General features: G+C 70.9%; 18 protein-coding genes. 3 read left to right on the plus strand and 15 right to left on the minus strand.

Annotation, left to right across the window (positions count from 1 at the left end):
- The first annotated feature begins 520 nt into the window (after nucleotides 1-520).
- Nucleotides 521-853, plus strand: coding sequence for a hypothetical protein (locus AB0F88_RS14405; protein WP_362682398.1), 333 nt, complete (start codon nucleotides 521-523; stop codon nucleotides 851-853).
- Between the two features lie 262 nt (nucleotides 854-1115).
- Here AB0F88_RS14405 and nadD read toward each other — a convergent pair whose 3' ends face one another.
- On the minus strand, nucleotides 1116-1736 hold the full coding sequence (nadD, locus tag AB0F88_RS14410) for a nicotinate-nucleotide adenylyltransferase (RefSeq protein WP_362682401.1): 621 nt from the start codon (nucleotides 1734-1736) through the stop codon (nucleotides 1116-1118).
- Nucleotides 1737-1810: 74 nt separating this feature from the next.
- On the opposite strand from nadD, the gene AB0F88_RS14415 reads away from it, so the two are divergent.
- The gene (locus AB0F88_RS14415) at nucleotides 1811-2836 is read left to right on the plus strand and encodes a M48 family metallopeptidase (protein WP_362682404.1); all 1026 of its coding nucleotides are present in this window, start codon (nucleotides 1811-1813) and stop codon (nucleotides 2834-2836) included.
- A gap of 94 nt (nucleotides 2837-2930) precedes the next feature.
- The gene (locus AB0F88_RS14420) at nucleotides 2931-3710 is read left to right on the plus strand and encodes a neutral zinc metallopeptidase (protein ID WP_362682407.1); all 780 of its coding nucleotides are present in this window, start codon (nucleotides 2931-2933) and stop codon (nucleotides 3708-3710) included.
- 55 nt (nucleotides 3711-3765) lie between these two features.
- Here AB0F88_RS14420 and AB0F88_RS14425 read toward each other — a convergent pair whose 3' ends face one another.
- The 14 genes from AB0F88_RS14425 to mreD all read right to left on the minus strand — a co-directional run bounded on the left by AB0F88_RS14425 (nucleotide 3766) and on the right by mreD (nucleotide 21057).
- On the minus strand, nucleotides 3766-5592 hold the full coding sequence (locus AB0F88_RS14425; protein ID WP_362682410.1) for a protein kinase: 1827 nt from the start codon (nucleotides 5590-5592) through the stop codon (nucleotides 3766-3768).
- A gap of 221 nt (nucleotides 5593-5813) precedes the next feature.
- Nucleotides 5814-6005: a hypothetical protein gene (locus AB0F88_RS14430; protein ID WP_362682413.1), complete on the minus strand. Its 192-nt coding sequence runs from the start codon at nucleotides 6003-6005 to the stop codon at nucleotides 5814-5816.
- Nucleotides 6006-6301: 296 nt separating this feature from the next.
- Nucleotides 6302-7591 carry a glutamate-5-semialdehyde dehydrogenase gene (locus AB0F88_RS14435; protein WP_362682416.1) on the minus strand — a complete coding sequence of 430 codons (1290 nt, stop codon included), beginning with the start codon at nucleotides 7589-7591 and terminating at the stop codon, nucleotides 6302-6304.
- A 17-nt stretch (nucleotides 7592-7608) separates the two neighbouring features.
- Nucleotides 7609-8733 carry a glutamate 5-kinase gene (gene proB / locus AB0F88_RS14440; RefSeq protein ID WP_362682419.1) on the minus strand — a complete coding sequence of 375 codons (1125 nt, stop codon included), beginning with the start codon at nucleotides 8731-8733 and terminating at the stop codon, nucleotides 7609-7611.
- A gap of 95 nt (nucleotides 8734-8828) precedes the next feature.
- Entirely contained in the window at nucleotides 8829-10181 is a 1353-nt protein-coding gene (gene obgE / locus AB0F88_RS14445) for a GTPase ObgE (RefSeq protein ID WP_362682422.1), read from the minus strand.
- A gap of 105 nt (nucleotides 10182-10286) precedes the next feature.
- Entirely contained in the window at nucleotides 10287-10544 is a 258-nt protein-coding gene (gene rpmA, locus AB0F88_RS14450) for a 50S ribosomal protein L27 (protein ID WP_030924780.1), read from the minus strand.
- A gap of 19 nt (nucleotides 10545-10563) precedes the next feature.
- A complete protein-coding gene (gene rplU, locus AB0F88_RS14455; protein WP_030924785.1) occupies nucleotides 10564-10866 on the minus strand; it encodes a 50S ribosomal protein L21 in 303 nt (100 codons plus the stop codon).
- A gap of 242 nt (nucleotides 10867-11108) precedes the next feature.
- Entirely contained in the window at nucleotides 11109-13988 is a 2880-nt protein-coding gene (locus AB0F88_RS14460; protein ID WP_362682425.1) for an Rne/Rng family ribonuclease, read from the minus strand.
- A 97-nt stretch (nucleotides 13989-14085) separates the two neighbouring features.
- A complete protein-coding gene (locus AB0F88_RS14465; RefSeq protein WP_362682428.1) occupies nucleotides 14086-14865 on the minus strand; it encodes a TIGR03936 family radical SAM-associated protein in 780 nt (259 codons plus the stop codon).
- Between the two features lie 103 nt (nucleotides 14866-14968).
- Nucleotides 14969-16879 (minus strand): TIGR03960 family B12-binding radical SAM protein, encoded by a 1911-nt coding sequence (locus AB0F88_RS14470; protein ID WP_362682431.1) that lies wholly within the window; start codon nucleotides 16877-16879, stop codon nucleotides 14969-14971.
- 120 nt (nucleotides 16880-16999) lie between these two features.
- Nucleotides 17000-18163, minus strand: coding sequence for a rod shape-determining protein RodA (rodA, locus tag AB0F88_RS14475; RefSeq protein WP_362682434.1), 1164 nt, complete (start codon nucleotides 18161-18163; stop codon nucleotides 17000-17002).
- On the minus strand, nucleotides 18160-18351 hold the full coding sequence (locus tag AB0F88_RS14480; protein WP_362682437.1) for a hypothetical protein: 192 nt from the start codon (nucleotides 18349-18351) through the stop codon (nucleotides 18160-18162). Before AB0F88_RS14480 ends, rodA begins: the two co-directional genes overlap by 4 nt.
- A complete protein-coding gene (gene mrdA, locus AB0F88_RS14485; protein WP_362682440.1) occupies nucleotides 18348-20411 on the minus strand; it encodes a penicillin-binding protein 2 in 2064 nt (687 codons plus the stop codon). The genes AB0F88_RS14480 and mrdA overlap by 4 nt, the downstream gene beginning before the upstream one ends.
- Before the next feature lie 118 nt (nucleotides 20412-20529).
- Complete coding sequence (gene mreD / locus AB0F88_RS14490) at nucleotides 20530-21057, minus strand: rod shape-determining protein MreD (protein ID WP_362682443.1); 528 nt, start codon at nucleotides 21055-21057, stop codon at nucleotides 20530-20532.
- Between the last annotated feature and the right edge of the window lie 2 nt (nucleotides 21058-21059).

Genomic DNA, 21059 nt, shown 5'->3' on the forward strand with positions numbered 1-21059 from the left:
ACACCCGCCCTTCAACCTCAGATGCTCACTTGCTGAGCTGCTTTCGGGCCCTGGTGGATGCTCGAAGACCCGAGGCCCATGAGGGACGGGATACGGAGCGCACGTCCCCGCGCCCTTCTGATCTTCCGTCCCGGCGTGAACATCCTTGGACGTCACCCCAGGGGCAGGGACGGAACAGCGGCGGTCCCCGACTCCCCGGAGGGAAAGTCAGGGGCCACCAGTGTCAAAGAGAAGGGTGCAGGTGAAGCCGCACCCCTCCCTTGAACTCCTGGTACCTACTTTTCATCAGCAGAATCTAGAACGGGCACGATCGAACCCCATGTCGAATCCGCGCTGGAACCTCCCAAAACCGCGGCTACCCTGCCATGAACGGGATCTCCGGTCAGAGCTGCAGGAGGCCCTCCCTGCGCTGTATCCGGCGCTGTACCCCTGTTTGCAGCTTCTGTCTTTGTGGCAGGGCTTGGCGTGAAGCTGGATTGTCGTCGCCGCGCGGTGTGAGGCATCGGCTACCGCCGTTTTCGTGGACGCCGTGCCGGCCGAGGCCGTGTTCATCGTGCCGCTGCCGATCATCGCGACACCGGCGAGGGCGACGACGATCGCCTGGCGAATTCTCGTGGACATGGCAGTCATCTCCTTTGCTGGTCGTGCGGTCCGTCGCATCGGCAGGAGTCGAAGCAGCGGGGCCGCCGTTGTCTCAGCGGAGAAGAAATACCCGACATTAGACATCAAAAGCACTCATACTTGGTCAATTGTCGCAAATCGACTCAGGGGTATCACCATGTACGGCCTCGTACCACTGCGCGCGGGGAAAGCCGCGGCCGGAGCGACGTCTCAGGGACAGGACGCCTGCTGAACAGCCGGCTGTGGAGAAGGTGGGGCTTCCGCCGCGGACCGGTCTGCACATCGGCCGGCGCACCTACGCCTCGGCGCCGATCCGGTTCGGCGAGAGTGTGGAAACGGTCCAGACGTCGCCTGGCCGCAAAAGCCCGACGATCACCCTGTCGACGTACGCCCATCTGTGGCCGGGTCCCGATGATCGGGCGCGTCTCGCGGTGGACGGCCCTTTTCGCCGATGTGCCCTCCCTGCGGCGAAGGAGGCGTAGCGTTTGACCTGCTCATGGCTGCGTGTCCCCGTACAGGCCGCGCTTGTTGATGTACTGGACGATGCCGTCGGGGACGAGATACCAGATGGGCTCCCCCGAGGCCACCCGCTGGCGGCACTCCGACGACGAGATGGCCAGCGCCGGGATCTCCACCAGGCTGACCTTGCCCTCCGGCAGGCCGGGGTCGTGCAGGACGTGGCCGGGCCTGGTGGCCCCCACGAAATGCGCGATGGTGAACAGCTCGTCGACGTCGCGCCAGCTCAGGATCTGGGCGAGGGCGTCGGCGCCGGTGATGAAGTAGAGATCCACGTCGGGCCCCCAGGCGGCGGAGATCTCCCGGAGCGTGTCGATGGTGAAGGTGGGCCCCGGGCGGTCGATGTCGACGCGGCTCACCGAGAACCGGGGGTTGGAGGCGGTCGCGATGACCGTCATGAGATAGCGGTCCTCGGCGGCCGAGACGATCTTGTCTGCCTTCTGCCACGGCTGTCCCGTCGGCACGAAGACCACCTCGTCGAGATCGAAGTGGTGGGCGACCTCGCTGGCCGCGACCAGGTGACCGTGGTGGATCGGGTCGAAGGTCCCGCCCATGACGCCCAGACGTCGCTTCCCCTTGCCGGTAGGCGCGTTCATCATGAAACGGACCATACGTGCAAGCCGTACACAGCTTTTAACCACCCCCCGCGCGTGGCAGGCGGACCCGACGTAGCATGCCGGACATGACCACCACCCCGGATCGCCACCGCGTGCAGCTTCCCGGCATCAGCTCGCGCGCCTACGAACATCCTGCCGATCGGTCCGCGCTGGTCGCCCTCCGGTCGCTCAGCGGTTTCGACACGGTGCTCAAGCAGATGTCCGGCCTGGTCAGCGAGCGCCGCCTGCGCCTGATCTACCTCGCCTCGGCCGTGCGGACCAGTGACACCCAGTTCCGAGCCCTGCACGACATGGGCCGCGACGCGGCCTACACGCTCGACCTCCATCGCATTCCCGAGGTCTACGTGCAGCAGAGCCCGCTGGTGCAGGCGAAGGCGATCGGCTTCGACGACCCGTTCATCGTCGTCACCACCGGCCTCCTCGACCTGATGGACGAGGAGGAGCAGCGCTTCGTCATCGGCCACGAGACCGCCCACATCCTGTCGGGCCACGCGGTCTACCGCACCATGCTCGACATCCTGACCCGGCTGGCCACCCGCGTGGCCTGGATTCCCCTCGGCTACATCGGCCTGCGCGCGATCGTGGCCGGCCTGGAGGAGTGGCACCGCAAGTCCGAGCTGTCCGCCGACCGTGGCGGCCTGCTCTGCGGCCAGGACTCCGACGCGGCGCTGCGCGCCCTGATGAAGCTCGCCGGCGGCTCGCGCCTGCACGAGATGAACATCGAGGCCTTCCTCGACCAGGCGCGGGAGTACGACACGGCGGGCGACGTCCGTGACGGCCTGCTCAAGGTCCTCAACCTGCTGGGCACCACCCACCCGTTCGCCGTCTCCCGCGTCGCCGAACTCGACAAGTGGCGCCGCGGCGGCGAGTACGACACGATCATCGCCGGGGAGTACCCCCGCCGCGCCGACGACGCCAACGCGAAGATCTCCGAGGAGATCAGGGCCGCCGCCCGCTCCTACCGCGACTCCTGGTCGCAGTCCCAGGACCCGTTCATCGGCGTCCTGCGCGACGTGGCCGAAGGCGCCGTCAACGCCGGAGAGCGCATCTTCAATCGCTTCTCCCGCCGCGATGGAAATTAACGGAAAGTTCCACCGAAAGGGTCCGGGCAACTGTTTCCGGGCCCTTTTTCATGCAGATCATCCATGAGCAGAAATTGTCCTATTATCCTGCCTCATGAGAATTCGAATGATCACTGCTATGGCCGGTGCGGCCGGGCTTTTCCTCACGGGTACGGCGCACGCCTACCCGATCGAGGATCCGGTTCTGACGGAGAACACCCTCTACGACTCCGGCAAGCTCGCCGGGACCAGGTGCGCCGAGCCGCCGATCAAGAACAATGACCGGACACTGGTCCGGCGGTACATCGCGGGCGTCACCAAATGCATGGACGCCTCGTGGGGGGCGCACTTCAGGGCGGCGGAGCTACCGTTCGGCAAGCCCAGGCTTCGTGTCGTCAACAAGATGCCCGCGCGCTACTGCGGTGACGATGTGAATCTCAAGGAGGACTCACAGCTGTACTACTGCAGCCAGTCGCGGACGATGACGATGCAAATCGGCCGGAACTGGCTCGCCGATGTCGACGACCTCTCGCTGCTTCACGCGACGGGCGCACTCTACGCCGCGCATCTGACGCTGCTCACCGGCATCGAGAAGGCGTACCAGGACGCCCCGTACGCGAACAAGAACGAGCTGAACGAGCAGAGTCGCCGCATCAACCTTCAGGAAGACTGCCTGAGCGGTGTGTTCATCCGGAGCGTCTGGCCCTCCCTCGAGCGGGGGACCAAGGACTGGAACGAGCTGCTGCGCATCCTGAAAGGCAGCGGGGACGTCAAGGGCCGGCCCCGGACCTACGGAAAGGGCGGCAACCGCGCCGCCTGGACGAAGGCCGGTTACACCACCGGCGACCCGGCCTCCTGCAACACCTGGACCGCCACCTCGGCCAAGGTCGCCTAACCTCTGCCGAATCCCGCCACAGGGGTCCTCCCCTGTGGCGCCCCGGACCGAATCCCTATACGAGGAGGGCGATCGCGCGTACGGCCGCGGAGCACAGGGCGACGAACCCGCCCAGCACGGCCAGCGCGCGCAACCCCTCCTTGCGGAGCTCGACGAGCTCGGCGCCGATCCGCTCGATCTCCCTGCCGAGGATGCCTCCGCAGACGACGCCGAACACGACGCCGGCGACGGCGACCGGGGCGGGATGCGCCCACCAGTCGGGCGGCAGCGAGCCGCCGAGGGTCAGCCAGAGCGCGCACCCGGCGAGGGCCGCGGCCGGCAGCCCCGGCCACACGAGGGCGGCCAGCAGCGAGGCGGCGAAGGTCAGCGGGAACCCCAGCACCCGCAGGATCGCCCGGGTCCTGACCGACTTGCGCTTCCTGACCAGCCAGTGACCGACCCACAGCGTACGGGCCAGCGTGGCGAACAACCCGGTGACGGCGAAGGTGGCCGGCGGCCAGATGGCCGTGGCCACGACGCACGGGACGGCCAGGACGGCCAGCAGGAGCAGCGCCGCGTTACCCGCCGGCAACGGCCCCGCCCTGCCCTCGCCCCGGAGCTCCCCGGCCGCGCCGCCCCTCCCCTTGCCCGCCTGGCGCCGGACGGTCCTGGCCGCGGCGGCCGGACGCCCGCCGCGGGACGTCTCGGCGGCCGCGGGAACCCGGCCTGCCCGGGACACCTCACCGACCGCGGCCGGACGCCCGCCACGGGACGCCTCACCGACCGCGGCGGACGTCCGGCCGCCGCGGGACGTCTCACCCGCCACCGGGAGCGCCCGCGCCGCACGGGCCGCCTCACCGGCGGGCACCGCCCGACCGCCGCGTGGCGTGCCCTCCGCACCGGCCGGGAGCCGGGGCGCCCGCACCGCGCCGTCCGCCGGGGCGGGCGGCCGTCCCCTGCCGGTCTCCGCCCTGGCGGCCCTGCCACCCCTGGCGGGATCCTCACCCTTGGCGGCGGGCTTGGAGCGGCTCTCCTGCTTCCTGGCCGGGCCGGTTCTCTCCCCCGCCGGAGCCGGCGGCTTCCGGGCCGCCCCCGCCTCGGACGGGATCACGCGGGCCAGGCGGCCCAGGCGGCCGGTGAGGAGCGCCGCGGTGGGGCGCTTGGCCGGCTCGCGGTGGAGGGCGGCGCGGACCAGCGGAAGCAGGGCGGCCGGGACACCCTCGAGGTCGGCCTGGCCGTTGAGGATCGCGTACATCTGCGCCTCGACGGTGCCCCCGCCGAAGGTGGGGCGGCCGGTCGCGGCGAAGGCCACCGTGGCCGCCCAGGCGTGCACGTCGGCGGGCTCGCCCACGTGCTCGTCGGCGAACAGCTCGGGGGCGGCGTAGCCGGGGGTGCCCAGGAAGGTGCCGGTCAGGGTGAGCCGGGTGGCGTCCAGGACGTGGGCGATGCCGAAGTCGATGAGGACGGGCTCGTCGTCTCCGTCGACCACCACGTTGGCCGGTTTGAGGTCGCGGTGCACGACCCCGGCCGCGTGGATGATCGACAGGGCGACGGCCAGCCCCTGCGCGACGCTGAGCAGGGCACCGTCCTGCAGGGGGCCGTCGCGGCGCACCCGCTCCAGGAGGGTGTCTCCCTCGATGTGCTCCATGACCAGGTAGGGCCGGTCACCGTCGAGGTCGGCGTCGACGACGCGGGCGACGTAGGGGCTCTCCACCCTGCGGAGGGCGCGGACCTCTCGCTCCAGGCGCACCCGGGCCTCTGAGCCGGCGTCGTGGACGTCGTGGAGCACCTTGAGCGCGACGTTGTCACCCCGGCGGCTGGAGGCGAGGTAGACCTCGCCCATTCCCCCACGGCCGAGACGCTCCAGCAACGTGTAGGGACCGACCCGCCCGAGACGACCCACGTGACCTCCTGCGTCGGCCACATGGGTCAGGGACCGCTGCGCCTATCGGGTCGCTCACTCCCGCTCGCTTCCCTGCTCTCCAGCCATAGGAGACCACACCATAGCGGGCGAGTGTGACGTTTTCCCGATGGCACGCCGGACTCCCGGAAAGATCCGGGAAAGCGGGACGTTCCGCGGCCACGGGGCCCGCCGGGCTCGGGCCACGCCACGGGCGGGACGTCTCAGGGCCGGCGCACCGGCCCGCGGTCCGGGTCTTCCAGCAGGCTGTCGAGGTTCGCGGTGGGTTCCGCCGACAGGTCCCGGCGTCCGGTACGGCGCCAGTTGACGTGCCCGCGGCTCTCCAGCAGCAACAGCAACCGGTCAGCACTGAAGAGGACGATAGCTATGAAAAGGAACACAACGACGATTTCCATGGAATCCAGTCAAACCACTGACTACCGCGATTACACGGAGCGACACGCCGTAACGCTCGGCGACCGGAGACGGGCGCCGAGCGAGACCCGACGAATCGTTGGAGTGCCGGCTACACCATAGGGCTCGGGCAGGACCCCCGCGTGCCGAACGAGGACATCGGCGGCCCGCGTCGCCCCGGGCTCCGGCGGAACCGGCACCCGGGCACCCGAGCACCCGAGCACCCGCGAAACGGGACACCCCGGGTGCCGCCGGCCCACGGCACATGCGACACCCGGGAGGCCCCCACCGCGAGGAACTACCGGGAGGCGGCCTCCGGCGAGGCGAGGACCGTGCCCTCGGCCGTGCGCAGGTGGCCCTCGCCGGTGTAGACCCACTTGGTCGAGGTCAGCTCCGGCAGGCCCATGGGACCGCGCGCGTGCAGCTTCTGGGTGGAGATGCCGATCTCCGCGCCGAAGCCGAACTCCCCGCCGTCGGTGAACCTGGTCGAGGCGTTGACCGCCACGGCCGCGGAGTCGACCAGCGCGACGAACCTGCGGGAGGCGCTGACCGAGCGCGTGACGATCGCGTCGGTGTGGGCCGAGCCGTACTTCCTGATGTGCGCCACCGCGTCCTCCAGCGAGTCGACCACGGCGGCGGCGATGTCCAGCGAGAGGTACTCCATCCGGAAGTCCTCCTCCTCGGCGGGCACCACGTCGCCGTACGCCGCGACGCGCGCGTCACCGTGCACCGTGACGCCCTCCGCCGCCAGCGCCGCCAGCGCGCGCGGCACGAAGGCGTCGGCCACGGCCGCGTGCACCAGGAGCGTCTCGGCGGAGTTGCACACCGAGGGCCGCTGGACCTTGGAGTTGAGCAGGATCTGGATCGCGAGGTCCTGGTCGGCGTCGGCGTCGACGTAGACGTGGCAGTTGCCCACGCCGGTCTCGATCACCGGGACGGTGGACTCCTCCACCACCGAGTTGATCAGCGAGGCGCCGCCGCGCGGGATCAGCACGTCGACCAGGCCGCGGGCCCGCATGAGCTCCTTGACCGAGTCGCGGCTCTGCCCGGGGACCAGCTGGACGGCCCCGGCGGGCACCTGGGTGCCCGCCAGCGCCTCCTGCATGATCCTGACGAGGACCGTGTTCGACGCGTACGCGCTGGACGAGCCGCGCAGCAGGGTGGCGTTGCCGCTCTTGAGGCAGAGCGCCGCGGCGTCCACGGTCACGTTGGGGCGGCCCTCGTAGATGATGCCGATCACGCCGAGCGGGACCCGCAACTGGCGCAGCTCCAGCCCGTTGGGCAGCGTGTTGCCCCGGATCACCTCGCCGACCGGGTCGGGAAGGTCGGCGACCTCGCGGACCGCCTCGGCGATCGCCTCGATCCTGGCCTCGTTCAGGCTGAGGCGGTCGATCATGTATTCGGAGATCCCGCTCTCCCTGGCCCGCTCCACGTCGAGCGCGTTGGCCGCGACGATCTCGGCGGACGCGGCCACGAGCGCGTCGGCCATCGCCCGGAGCGCGGCGTCCTTCGGCGCCCTCGGCAGCGGGGCCAGCTCGGCGGCGGCCTCTTTCGCCGCCAGGGCAACCTTCAGGAAGTCCTCGGACATCTCGCGCTCCAAAAGAACTAGTTGTGGGATTCCAGTATGACGATGTCGTCGCGGTGGATCAGCTCTCGCTCGTACTCGGGCCCCAGGCTGGCCGCCAGTTCCCGGGTGGAGCGTCCCAGCAGCTCGGGAATCTCCGTCGCGTCGAAGTTGACCAGGCCGCGCGCGACCACCCGGCCGAGCGGCCCGCACAGGTCCACCGGATCGCCCGCCGCGAACTCGCCCTCGACGGAGGTGACCCCGGCCGGCAGCAGCGACTTGCGGCGGCTCACCACCGCCTCGACGGCGCCGGAGTCCAGGTGGAGACGGCCGCGTCCGGTGGTGGCGTGGGCCAGCCAGAGCAGGCGGGTGCCCGGGTGGCGCCCGCCGGGGTGGAAGTAGGTGCCGACGTCGGTCCCCGCGAGGGCCTGGGCGGCGTGCGCGGCGGCGGTCAGCACCACGGGCACACCCGCCCCTGTGGCGATCTTGGCGGCCTGGACCTTGGTGATCATGCCTCCGGTGCCGACCGCGCCGCCCTTGCCCAGCTCGACCCCGACGAGGTCCTCGGGCCCGCGCACCTCGGCGAGCCTGCGGGCACCGGGACGGCGGGGATCGCCGTCGTAGAGGGCGTCCACGTCCGACAGCAGCACCAGCGCGTCGGCCCGGGTCAGGTGGGCGACCAGCGCGGCGAGCCGGTCGTTGTCGCCGAAGCGGATCTCGTCGGTGGCCACGGTGTCGTTCTCGTTGACCACCGGGACGATGCCCAGCTCCAGCAGCCGGGCCAGCGTGCGCTCGGCGTTGACGTGGTGCGAGCGGCGCATCATGTCGTCGGCGGTGAGCAGCACCTGGCCGACCCGCAGGCCGTACCGGGCGAAGGAGGAGGTGTAGCGGGCCACCAGCACGCCCTGGCCGACCGAGGCGGCGGCCTGCTGGGTGGCGAGGTCGCGCGGCCTGGTGGGCAGGCCCAGCGGGCCGAGACCCGCCGCGATCGCGCCGGAGGAGACCAGCACGATCTGGGTGCCCGCCTTCCGCCGGGCGCCGAGCACGTCGACCAGGGCGTCCACCCGGTCGACGTCGATCATTCCCTGCGGGGTGGTGAGCGAGGACGAACCCACCTTCACGACGAGGCGTGAAGCCGTACGGATCCGTTCGCGCGCAGAGTCCACGACACGCACCTCTCAAAGATGATCACTTGGAAGGGCAGGCTATCCGAACCGCCCGGACGGGCGGGGTCGGGAGCGGCACCGCCGGGACGATCCCGCTAACCGAGCCGGTTGTCGGAGCCGCGCGGCCCCTGGCGCACGGCCTCCGCGTTGAGCGTCGGCTGCCAGTCGAAGATGTAGCCGCTCTCCATGGAACCGATGATCACCTCGGCCCCGGCCTTCGCCCCGGCCTTGGTGAGCTCCTCCTCGACGCCGAGCCGCTCCAGCCGGTCCGCCAGGTAACCCACGGCCTCGTCGTTGGTGAAGTCGGTCTGGCGGATCCACCGCTCCGGCTTGACGCCGGTGACCTGGAAGGTGCGCTCGTCGACCCTGCGGACGGCGAATCCCGCGTCGCCGTGCTGCTTGGGCCTGATGACCAGGCGGGTCGGCTCCAGGACGGGAGCGGCGGCCCTGGCGGCGGCGACCATCTCGCCCATGGCGTAGGTCAGCTCCTTGAGCCCGTCGTGGGTGGCCGCGGAGATCGTGAAGACCCGCAGGCCCCGCTCCTCGAGCATCGGTCCCACGATGTCGGACAGCTCGCGGGCGTCGGGCACGTCGGACTTGTTGAGCACCGCCAGGCGCGGCCGGTCCTCCAGCTTGCCGTACGCCGCCAGCTCGGCCTCGATGGCCTCGTAGTCGCTGATCGGGTCACGGCCCGGCTCCATCGTGGCGCAGTCGATCACGTGCACGAGCGTGTTGCAGCGCTCGACGTGACGCAGGAACTCGTGCCCCAGGCCCTTGCCCTGCGAGGCGCCGGGGATCAGGCCGGGCACGTCGGCGACGGTGAAGATCGTCTCGCCCGCGGTGACCACCCCGAGGTTGGGGACCAGGGTGGTGAACGGGTAGTCGGCGATCTTCGGGCGGGCGGCGGAGAGCGCGGCGATCAGGGAGGACTTGCCCGCGCTGGGGAAGCCGACGAGCGCCACGTCGGCGACGCTCTTCATCTCCAGCATGACGTCGACCTCGTCGCCGGGCTCGCCGAGCAGCGCGAAACCGGGGGCCTTGCGCTTGGCGGAGGCCAGGGCGGCGTTGCCGAGCCCGCCGTGCCCGCCCTCGGCGATCACGTAACGGGTGCCCGCGCCGATCAGGTCGATCAGGACCTCGCCGGTGTCGGCGTTCTTGACCACGGTGCCGTCGGGCACCGGGATGATGATGTCGCCGCCGTTGGCGCCGTCGCGGTTGGCGCCCTGGCCCTGCTTGCCGTTGTCGGCCTTGCGGTGCGGGCGGCGGTGATACTCCAGGAGGGTCGCCGTGTTGGCGTCGACCTCCAGGATCACGTCACCGCCCCGGCCGCCGTTGCCTCCGTCCGGGCCCCCCAGCGGCTTGAACTTCTCCCGATGGACAGAGGCGCAGCCGTTTCCCCCGTCACCGGCCTTGATGTGCAGGACCACCTGGTCCACAAAGTCCGGCATGTCTACTTTCCTACCTCTATCTACGGGAACTTCTGCTGAAAACACGAACAGGGGTGGACCGCATGAATGCGATCCACCCCTGCCGTAACGTCTGTCGGCGCGAATCTACTCCGCGACCGGGACGATGCTCACCGCGCGGCGCCCGCGCTTGACACCGAACAGAACGTGGCCCGCGGCCAGCGCGAACAACGTGTCGTCACTTCCACGGCCGACGTTGTCGCCGGGGTGGAAGTGGGTGCCGCGCTGACGAACGATGATCTCGCCGGCGTTGACCAGCTGACCGCCGAAGCGCTTCACACCGAGCCGCTGGGCGTTGGAGTCGCGGCCGTTCCGAGTGGACGACGCGCCCTTCTTGTGTGCCATCTCGCAAAACTCCCGAAACTCAGGCCTGGTCGATGCCGGTGATCTTCACCTGGGTGTACCGCTGGCGGTGACCCTGGCGCTTCTTGTACCCCGACTTGTTCTTGTACTTCAGAATCCGGATCTTCGGACCCTTGGTCTCACCGAGAATCTCGGCGGCAACCGTGAACTTGCCCGCCTCGGTGGTCACGTCGCCGTCGTTGACGACGAGGACCGTCGGCAGCGAAACCGTGGAACCGACCTCGCCGGCGACCTTGTCCACTTCAAGGACGTCACCGACGGAGACCTTCTGCTGCCTGCCGCCGCAACGAACGATCGCGTACACCGCGGAACCCTTCTTCTGACTGCTTGCTCGCTGGATGCTGCGCCCCGCATCCGGCTGTGGTCATTGATGACGTACCGGGTAGGCGCGCGAACAGGGCGCGCCATGAGCGCACCGGTTCACCAGGGTACCGGATTGACGGTGTCCTGGTCGAACCGGGCGGAACGTCGGGGGTGCCGGCCTTCGGCCCCGTCCCTGTGTGGGACGGGGTCTACCTTCGGCCCCGGCCCTGTGCGGGACGGGGTCTAATCGGCCGGCCTGGCCTTGCGGGAGCGTCTCCGCCCCCGGCCAGAAGCCTGTGCTGCTTGACCGTCCTCGTGCTGGACTCCGTCAAGCGCATCGGTCACCGTATCACGGCCTGAGGGGTCACCGGCCGCCACCGCGTGGTTACCGTCCTTGCCGAGCTTCTCCGCGACGGCCTTCTCCACGGCCATCTTGCCCTGGGTGCCGCGCGGCTCGGGCTTGCCCTCGACCGGTTCGGACGAGACGTGCAGGCCACGGCCGTTGCAGCACTCACAGACGGTCGAGAAGGCCTCCAGGAGACCCTGGCCGACCCGCTTGCGCGTCATCTGGACCAGGCCCAGGGAGGTCACCTCGGCCACCTGGTGCTTGGTACGGTCGCGGGCCAGGCACTCCAGCAGCCGCCGCAGCACCAGGTCCCGGTTGTTCTCCAGCACCATGTCGATGAAGTCGATGACGATGATGCCGCCGATGTCGCGCAACCTGAGCTGGCGGACGATCTCCTCGGCCGCCTCCAGGTTGTTGCGGGTGACGGTCTCCTCGAGGTTGCCGCCCTGGCCGGTGAACTTGCCGGTGTTGACGTCGACCACGGTCATGGCCTCGGTCCTGTCGATCACCAGCGAGCCGCCGCTGGGCAGCCAGACCTTGCGCTCCATCGCCTTGGCGATCTGCTCGTCGATCCGGTACGCGGCGAAGACGTCACCGCCCTCCTCCCACCTGCTGAGGCGGTCGGCCAGGTGCGGGGCGACGTAGCGGACGTACTCGTCGACGGTCTCCCACACGTCGCCCGCGACGACGAGCGAGGCGAAGTCCTCGTTGAAGACGTCGCGGACCACCCGGACGGTCAGGTCGGGCTCGGAGGAGAGCAGCTCGGGCGCGCTGGCCGACTTGGCCTTGCGCTGGATGTTCTCCCACTGCGCCGACAACCGGGCCACGTCGCGGGCCAGCTCGTCCTCCGACGCGCCCTCGGCGGCCGTACGGACGATGACCCCCGCGTTCTCCGGCATGACCTTCTTCAGGATGCTCTTGAGGCGGGTCCGCTCCTTGTCGGGGAGCTTGCGGCTGATGCCGGTCATCGAGCCGTCGGGCACGTAGACCAGGTAACGTCCCGGCAGGCTGATCTGGCTCGTCAGGCGGGCGCCCTTGTGGCCCATCGGGTCCTTGGTGACCTGCACCAGCACCGACTGGCCCGACTTCAGCGCCACCTCGATCCGCTTGGGCTGTCCCTCCAGCCCGGCGGTGTCGAAGTTCACCTCACCGGCGTACAGGACCGCGTTGCGGCCCTTGCCGATGTCGACGAACGCCGCCTCCATGCTCGGCAGGACGTTCTGCACCTTGCCGAGGTAGACGTTGCCCACGTACGACTGGCTCGCCTCGCGGTTGACGTAGTGCTCGACGAGGACGTTGTCCTCCAGCACCGCGATCTGGGTGCGCCCGCCGGTGCGGCGGACGACCATCATGCGCTCGACGGACTCCCTGCGGGCCAGGAACTCCGACTCGGTGATGATCGGCGGACGCCTGCGGCCGAGCTCGCGGCCCTCGCGGCGGCGCTGCTTCTTGGCCTCCAGGCGGGTCGAGCCGCGCACGCTCTGCACCTCGTCCACCGAGGTGCTGCGCCCGGCGCGGGGCGCGCGGATGCGCACCACCGTGTTCGGCGGGTCGTCCGGGACGTCGCCGGGCTCGTCGGTGCCCCTGCGCCGCCTGCGGCGACGCCGGCGCGAGCTGCCGCTCTCGGAGTCGTCGTCGTCCTGCTCGGCCTCGGGCCGCTCCTCGTCGTCCTGCTCGGCCTCGGTCTCCTCGGTCTCGTCGAGGTCGCGTGCCTTGCCGCGGCCCCGGCCGCCCCTGCGGCGCCGGCGCCGGCGGCCGCTGGCGTCGTCGTCGCCGTCGGAGTCGTCGTCCTCGATCTCCTCGACGAGCTCGGCCTTCTCGGCCCTGTCGACCTTCTCGGCCTTCGTCTCGGCGGGCTCGGGCTCCGGCGCGGCGGGCTGGACCGGCGCGGGACGCGCGGCGGGCTGGGCGGCCCGCTGCGGGTCGGGGGCCTGGAACAGCGGCTGGAACACCGCGGCGGGCGCCTGGAAGGTCACCGAGGGCACCTCGGAACGTTCCTGGCCGGCCAGCCCGAAGGGGTCGGCGAACAGGACGGACCGCTCCTCGACGATGTCCTCGCCCGCGGGCTCGTCGTCGAGCGGCTCGTCGGCGGGCAGGTCGAGCAGCAGCTCCGCCTCGATCTCCTCCGCGTCGGCCGGGGACACGTCGGAGACGCTCCGCTCGGCCTGCGGCGCCTCGCGCGGGGCTGCCTTCTTGCGCGTACGGGTGCGCTTGGCGGGAGCGGCGGGCGCCTCCTGGGGCGCGGGCTCGGCTCCGCCGGTCCCGGCCTCGGCGAAAGGCCGGGGGATGGCGAAGGGGTCCGGCACGGCGGCGGGCGGCGCCGCCGCGGGTGCCGCGGGCGCCACCGTCTCCGCGACCGGAGCGGGCCCCGTCTCTGCGGGCTCTGCGGGCTCTGCTGGCTCTGCGGCCTCGACGACCGGCTCGGCCGGCGGCTTCTTCGCACGGCTACGCCGCGTGGTGGTGGTCGTACCGTCCGCCGCGGCCGTCTTGCGCCTGCCGGCGCGCTTGGGGGCCGCCACCGCGGGCTCCGGCTCCTCGGCCGGCGGCTCCGCCGCGGGCGCGTCGGAGGCCGCGGGCGGCGCGGAAGGCGCGGGCGGCGCGGTCTCCGCGACCGGCGCGGGTGGGGCCGTCACCACGGGGGCCGGCTCCGGTTCCTCCGGCGGAGGTCCGGCGGGCCGGCTCGCGGCCCTGCGGCGGGTCGCCGGTGGCCGGGTGTCTTCTGTCGTCGTATCCCCGCCAGGGGTGTTCACCCCGGCGATGGGCTCGTTGTCGAGCATGCGGGCGCTCTCCCGTTCAGCTCCCGGGCGCGTCTCCGCGCCGCGCGGGAGCTCTCGTCTCTCACTGTCCGCCAGGCCTGGGGCCCGGCGCCAAGTCCTATATGTCGCCGCCGACGTGCCTGCCCACCGGTTCCGTTTCGCCGCCGCGCGTGATGTCGCGGTCCAGGCCGAACGGATCGGCGGGCTCACCGGTGTGAACGTCCAGCGGGCCCTGCGCCAGCCTGGTCACCTCGGGGGGCACCGGCGGCGCGAAGTCAGCCACAAGACGCAGTCCAGTGAGAACGTCGTCGGGTCGAACGGCAGGAGTTTCGTGCCGTACAACCATGCGAAGTATGACACATGGCTGACTGGACGCCTGACCTGCTGTTGTCTCAGTTCTCTCAAATACCCCGAGGCTCAGCACCGCTTCACGTGCGTCGAAGCGGCGCATCCCCTTCTTCGTAAGGCGTTCGACCTCGATGTGGTCCGTGGCGAGGAATTTCTCGGCCGCGGCCCCGGCGAGGGCGAGATCGGCTCCTGGCAGCCGCAACTCCCACGCCGAGCACTCCATCTGGTCGGCCAGGCTCGCGGAGCCCGCCTCGACGACGTCGAGCACGTCGAGACCGGGCGGCAGCGAGGCGTCCAGGGCGGCTCGCAGCCGCTCGGGGTCGCACTCGCGCGTCACGCTGATCTCGAAGTATTCGGCCTCGCTGGCGACCCCGGTGGGGGCGGCCGCTCCCACGTAGGAGATCTTCGGGTGGGGCGAGAAGCCCGCGCTGAACGCCACCGGGACGTCGGCTCTCCGGACCGCCCGTTCGAGGGCCCGGGTGATGTCGCGGTGACTGGTGAAGCGCAGGCGGCCGCGCTTGGCGTAGCGCACGCGCAGGCGCTGCACCACGGGCGCGGGCGGCGGCCCGTCGGGAGCGGGTTTCAGGGTGGTGTCGTCCTTCCCAAGTCGTGGTCGTCGTTTCGAAGGGAGCGGTGCTCACGCACCGCCCACCTCAGACAACCGTCAGTGGCAGCAGCTTCTTCCCGGTGGGCCCGATCTGGATCTCGGTCCCCATCGTGGGGCAGACGCCGCAGTCGTAACACGGGGTCCAGCGGCAGTCCTCGACCTCGACGTCGTTGACCGCGTCCTGCCAGTCCTGCCAGAGCCACTCGCGGTCGAGACCGGCGTCGAGGTGGTCCCAGGGCAGGACCTCGTTCTCCTCGCGCTCGCGCGTGGTGTACCAGTCGACGTCGACGCCGACCTCGGCGGCGGCGTCCATCCAGCGCTGGTAGGAGAAGTGCTCGCTCCAGCCGTCGAACCGGCCGCCCCCCGCCCACACCGCGCGGATGACCTTCCCGACCCGGCGGTCCCCCCGGGAGAGCAGGCCCTCCACGATCGAGGGTTTGCCGTCGTGGTAGCGAAGGCCGATGGCCCGGCCGTAGTCACGGTCGCCGCGCAGGGCGTCCTTCAAGGCCTTGAGCCTGCGGTCGACCGTCTCGTGGTCGGCCTGACCGGCCCACTGGAACGGGGTGTGCGGCTTGGGCACGAAACCGCCGATGGAGACCGTGCAGCGCACGTCGCGCGACCCGGTGGCCTCGCGGCCCGCCTTGATGACCTTCTTGGCCAGGTCGGCGATGCCCTGGACGTCGGCGTCCTCCTCGGTGGGCAGGCCGCACATGAAGTAGAGCTTCACCTGCCGCCAGCCCTGGGTGTACGCGGTGCTGACCGTCCTGATCAGGTCTTCCTCGGTGACCATCTTGTTGATCACCTTGCGCATCCGCTCGGAACCGCCCTCGGGAGCGAACGTCAGGCCCGAGCGGCGGCCGTTGCGGGAGAACTCGTTGGCCAGGTCGATGTTGAAGGCGTCGACCCGGGTCGAGGGCAGCGACAGGGAGGTGTTGGTGCCCTCGTAGCGGTCGGCCAGCCCCTTGGCGACCTCGCCGATCTCGGAGTGGTCGGCCGAGGAGAGCGACAGCAGGCCGACCTCGTTGAAGCCGGACGCCTTGACGCCCGCCTCGACCATGTCGCCGATCGTGGTGATCGAGCGCTCGCGCACCGGACGGGTGATCATGCCGGCCTGGCAGAACCGGCACCCCCTGGTGCACCCGCGGAAGATCTCCACGCTGAACCGCTCGTGCACGGTCTCGGCCAGCGGGACCAGCGGCTTCTTGGGGTAGGGCCACTCGTCCAGGTCCATCACGGTGTGCTTGTGGATCCGCCACGGCACGCCCGACCTGTTGGGCGCGACGCGCTGGATCCGGCCGTCGGCGTGGTAGTCGACGTCGTAGAACTTCGGCACGTAGACCCCGCCGGACTCGGCCAGCCGCATCAGCAGCCCGTCGCGCCCGCCGGGCCTGCCCTCGGCCTTCCACTCGCGGATGACCTCGGTGATCGCGATGGCGATCTGCTCCCCGTCGCCCAGCACGGCGGCGTCGAGGAAGTCGGCGATCGGCTCGGGGTTGAACGCCGCGTGACCGCCGGCCAGCACGATCGGGTCGTCCTCGCCCCGGTCGGCCGCCTCCAGCGGGATGCCCGCCAGATCCAGCGCGGTCAGCATGTTGGTGTAGCCGAGCTCGGTCGAGAAGGAGAGCCCGAGCACGTCGAACGCCCGTACGGGCCGGTGCGCGTCGACCGTGAACTGGGGCACGCCCTCGGATCGCATGAGCGCCTCGAGGTCGGGCCAGACCGCGTAGGTCCGCTCGGCCAGCGTCTCCGGCAGCTCGTTGAGGATCTCGTAGAGAATCTGGACGCCCTGGTTGGGCAGCCCGACCTCGTAGGCGTCCGGATACATCAGCGCCCAGCGGACCGTGGCCTCGTCCCAGTCCTTGACGGTCGAGTTGAGCTCACCTCCGACATACTGGATCGGCTTCTGCACCCTGGGCAGGAGCGCTTCCAGGCGGGGAAACAGCGACTCGACAGACATGCCACCAAGAATATCCGCCTGGAGAGGGTGCCACAGGCGGTCGTCGCCCGCTCACGGCGAGCCGGGCCGGTGACACGGCTCCTCACGGGCGGTGCGAACGCGGTACAGGCGCGGAAACGGTCACCGCAGCGGCTGCCTGCGCATGTGGATCGCCTGGAGCAGGCCGAAGGCGATCATGTTGGCGAAGGTGGCGGTGCCGCCGTAGGAGACGAACGGCAGGGGAAGGCCGGTGATCGGCATGATCCCGATGGTCATCCCGATGTTGACGAACGACTGGAAGGCCAGCCAGCACACGATCGAACCGGCCATCAGCGCGCCGAACCGGTCGTCACACTCGCGCGCGATCCGCACCCCGCGCAGCAGGATCACCCCCAGCAGCGCCACCACGGTGACCGAGCCGAGGAAACCGAACTCCTCCCCCGCCACCGTGAAGATGAAGTCGGTGTGCTGCTCGGGCACGAAACGGCCGGTGGTCTGGCCACCCCCGAAGAGCCCCTTGCCGAACACCTCCCCCGACCCGATAGCGATCAGCGACTGGGTGCTGTTGTAGCCGACGCCGCGCGGATCGCTGGCCGGGTTGAGGAACGCGGTGAACCTGGCGATCTGGTACGGCTCCAGGACGTCGAGGAACCACACGGCCACCCCCGCGCCGATCACGCTGAGGGTGAGCCCGGCGATCCAGCGCTTGCGGACCCCCGCCACGACGATCGTGCCGGCGGTGATCACTCCGATGACCATCGTGGTGCCCAGGTCGGGCTGGAGCATCACCAGGCCCATGGTGAACATGGACACCACCAGCGCGATCACGACGTCGAAGCCGCGCGGCCGGTCGGTGCCCCTGACGGGCTGGGCCAGCAGCATGGCGAGCATCAGCACCAGGCCGAGCTTGGCGAACTCCGACGGCTGGAACGCGAAACCGCCGCCCAGCATGATCCACGAGTGGGCGCCGTTCACGGTGCTGCCGAGCGGCGTGATCACCAGGATCAGCCCGACCAGCGTCGCGCCGTAGATCAGCGGCGCGAAGACCCGCAGCGCCCGGTGGTCCACCATCGCGGCCGTACCGGCCAGCACGGCACCGATGACGAGGTTGAGGATGTGCTTCTTGACCAGTCCCGTGGAACCGGCCGCCCACGTCCTGGTCGACGACCAGACCAGCATCGTGCCGATCACCGCCAGCGCGGCGACGGCGACCAGCATCAGCCCGTCCATCCGGCCCACCGTGGAGGCGACCGCCACCGTCCGGCCGGCCAGGGACGCCCTCGGTGGCGCGGCCGCCCGGTTCACGCCGCCTCCCCGGCGGACGTCACCACCGGCGCCCCCGCGAGCCCCACCACGTACACCGCCACGGACACCACCATGGACACCACCACGGACACCGCCACGGACACCGCGCCGGGCACGCCCGTGGACACCCGCGCGAATGTTCCCTCCCGCACGGGCACCGGCGCCACCGGCGTCGTCGAGGTCGTCATCGCGACACCGTCCCGTCCTTGGCGATCACCGGGAGCGCCCTCGCCGGACGCCCGTCCGGCAGGGCCGAGGAGGACGGCTTCCCGTCGGGCTTGAAGCCGTAGATGCCCTCGTAGATCTTCCGTACCGCCGGAGCCGCGGTCTGACCGCCCATCCCGCCCTGGGACACCATGGCGACGATCACGAACCTCGGCTTGTCCGTCGGGGCGAACGAGGCGAACCAGGACGTGTCAGCCTTGCCGTAGACCTCGGCGGTGCCGGTCTTCCCACCGATCTTGACCTTGTCCATGGGGAACCCGGAGAAGGCCCCGGCCGCGGTGCCGTCGGAGGCGACCTCGCTCAGCGCGCCCTTGATGTAGGCCCGCTCCTCCCGCGTGATCGGCAGCTTGCCCACCACCGGCACCTTGATCTCCTTGACCTTGGTGCCGTCGGGACGCACCAGCGCCCAGCCCACCCGGGGGCTGCGCAGCTTGCCGTCCCCGACCAGCGCCGCGTAGGCCGCCGCCAGCTGCAGCGGCGTCACCAGCACGTCGCCCTGCCCGATGGAGAAGTTGGCGGCGTCACCCGGCCGCCACTGGTATCCCTCCAGGCAGTTCTCGTACGCCAGCCGCTTGAGGAACGCGGCCCTGCTGGGACTGCTCTTGGCCACCTCCGGATAGCCGGTCTTGGACCGTTTGCAGTTGTCCTCCTTGGTCACCGCCCAGAGCGCCTTCTTCCACGCCCGGTCGGGGATCCTGCCCGGTGACTCGCCCGGCAGGTCGATGCCCGTGGGACGGCCGAACCCGTAGGCGCGCGCCATGTTCGCCATCGGCTCCTTGGGCCTCCCCTTGGGGTTGAGCCCGCCGTCGCGCAGCCACTGCTCGTACGCCGCCCGGTAGAAGATCGTGTCGCACGACTTCACCAGCGCCATGTGCAGGTCGAGGACGCCCAGCCCGATGCCGCGGAAGTTGTTGAACGGCCGGTCGCCCACCATGAAGGACCCCGGACAGTCGTACTTGCCGTGCAGCGGGTAGCCGTCCCTGAGCATCGCCGCCACCGACGACACCTTGAACGTCGAACCGGGCGCGAACTCGCCCTTGATCGCCCTCGACACCAGCGGCTTGCCGGTCTTGCCGGACAGCAGGCGCTGGTACTCCGTCTCGGAGATGCCCCCGCTCCAGACCGCCGGATCGTACGTCGGCGCGCTGGCCAGCGCGATCACCCGGCTGGTCCTCGCGTCCAGCACCACCGCCGCCGCCCCGTCGGCCTTGGGCGCGCCCTTCATCGCCTCGGCCAGCGCCTTCTCCGCCAGGGTCTGCACCCTGGCGTCGATGCTGGTGATGAGCGTGTCGCCCGGGACCGGCGGCACGTGCCGCTCCACCCCGATGACCTTGCCCAGCCGGTCGACCTGCACCCGCCGCATCCCCGGCGTCCCCCGCAGCGGCACGTCGTAGACCGACTCCAGGCCGTCCCTGCCCACCAGGTCGACACCGGAGAACGCCGCCCTGAGACCGTCGCGCCTGTCCAGCTCCTCCTGCGTGATCGGCTGCAGGTAGCCGAGCGCCTGCGCGCCCGCGCCCTTGCGCGGATACTCCCGCACCGCCTGCACCTCGGCCGTGACCCCGGGGAACTCCTCCTGCCGCTCCAGGATCTGCAGGGCCTCGCGCGTGGTGACGTCGACGTCGATGGGGATCGGCTGGTACGGGGACCCCGGCCAGCAGGGGCGGGCGATCCCGGGGCCGCACGCCCTGATCCGCTCCCGCAGCTCGGTGGGACGGCGGCCGAGCACGCCGGCCAGCCTCTGGAGCACCTCCTGGCCGTTGCCCGCCATCCGGTTCAGGCGCGTACGGTCGACCGAGACCACCAGCGTGGTCCGGTTGCGCACCAGCGGACGGCCCGTCGCGTCGAGGATCTGCCCGCGCACCGCGGGAACGACGACGTCACGCGTGCGCGTCTCGGTCGCGGCCTTCACGTACTCCGTACCGCGCACCACCTGCACCTGCCAGAGCCGTACGGCGAGCAGCGCCAGCATCGACACCACCAGCACCTGCACCACGACCAGCCGCCCCCGCATCAGGCCCATGCCCCATCCTCCCCGCGCACCCGGCCGGAACCCCCGGCCCACGAACCGCCCGGCCCCCCGCTCCCCTCGCGGCGAGACCCGCCGCGACCCCACGGCGTACGAGGCCGCGTACGTGGCCTCATGGGCGACTCCGCATGACGTGCCGGGGCACCCGGACAGGGCGCGACTCCGGCCCTCGGACGAGCCTTCGCGCCATCCACACCACGGGGGGCGCGGCGAGCAGGTTGTAGGCCATCGCCTGCGGCAGCACCGTCGTCAGCATGGAGACCCCGGTCCGCGGATCCCCCACCAGTGCCCCGGTCACCAGGGCGACCACGGGACCGGCGACCGCGCAGGTCATCGCCGTGAGCGGCTCCGCGCCCGGCCGGCTCTCCACCGCGCGTCCCGCCATGAAACCCATGAGGCAGAGCACGAGCGCGTTGTGCCCGAGCAGGTGCGCCGCCGGCGGCAGCAGGTCGCTGACAAGCCCGGCGGCGAAGCCCATGACCGCCCCCGCGGCTGCCCCGCGCGCCAGCGCGTACCCCACCACGGCGAGCAGCACCAGATCCGGCGCGGCATGCCCGGGCAGCGGCAGCCTGTTGACGACGGTCACCTGGACGACCATGATCCCCAGGAGCAGCAGCCCGAAGGCCGCGTTGCGGCCCATCC

The sequence above is a fragment of the Streptosporangium sp. NPDC023963 genome (genome assembly GCF_040639135.1).
GTDB lineage: Bacteria > Actinomycetota > Actinomycetes > Streptosporangiales > Streptosporangiaceae > Streptosporangium.

Bases quoted from the DNA above. Each gene is read 5' to 3' on its own strand.
- nadD (WP_362682401.1), bottom strand. From the start codon at position 1,736: ATGATGAACGCGCCTACCGGCAAGGGGAAGCGACGTCTGGGCGTCATG.
- AB0F88_RS14415 (WP_362682404.1), top strand. From the start codon at position 1,811: ATGCCGGACATGACCACCACCCCGGATCGCCACCGCGTGCAGCTTCCC.
- AB0F88_RS14420 (WP_362682407.1), top strand. From the start codon at position 2,931: ATGAGAATTCGAATGATCACTGCTATGGCCGGTGCGGCCGGGCTTTTC.
- AB0F88_RS14430 (WP_362682413.1), bottom strand. From the start codon at position 6,005: ATGGAAATCGTCGTTGTGTTCCTTTTCATAGCTATCGTCCTCTTCAGT.
- AB0F88_RS14435 (WP_362682416.1), bottom strand. From the start codon at position 7,591: ATGTCCGAGGACTTCCTGAAGGTTGCCCTGGCGGCGAAAGAGGCCGCC.
- obgE (WP_362682422.1), bottom strand. From the start codon at position 10,181: ATGCCGGACTTTGTGGACCAGGTGGTCCTGCACATCAAGGCCGGTGAC.
- rpmA (WP_030924780.1), bottom strand. From the start codon at position 10,544: ATGGCACACAAGAAGGGCGCGTCGTCCACTCGGAACGGCCGCGACTCC.
- AB0F88_RS14460 (WP_362682425.1), bottom strand. From the start codon at position 13,988: ATGCTCGACAACGAGCCCATCGCCGGGGTGAACACCCCTGGCGGGGAT.
- AB0F88_RS14470 (WP_362682431.1), bottom strand. From the start codon at position 16,879: ATGTCTGTCGAGTCGCTGTTTCCCCGCCTGGAAGCGCTCCTGCCCAGG.
- AB0F88_RS14480 (WP_362682437.1), bottom strand. From the start codon at position 18,351: ATGACGACCTCGACGACGCCGGTGGCGCCGGTGCCCGTGCGGGAGGGA.
- mrdA (WP_362682440.1), bottom strand. From the start codon at position 20,411: ATGGGCCTGATGCGGGGGCGGCTGGTCGTGGTGCAGGTGCTGGTGGTG.
- mreD (WP_362682443.1), bottom strand. From the start codon at position 21,057: ATGGGCCGCAACGCGGCCTTCGGGCTGCTGCTCCTGGGGATCATGGTC.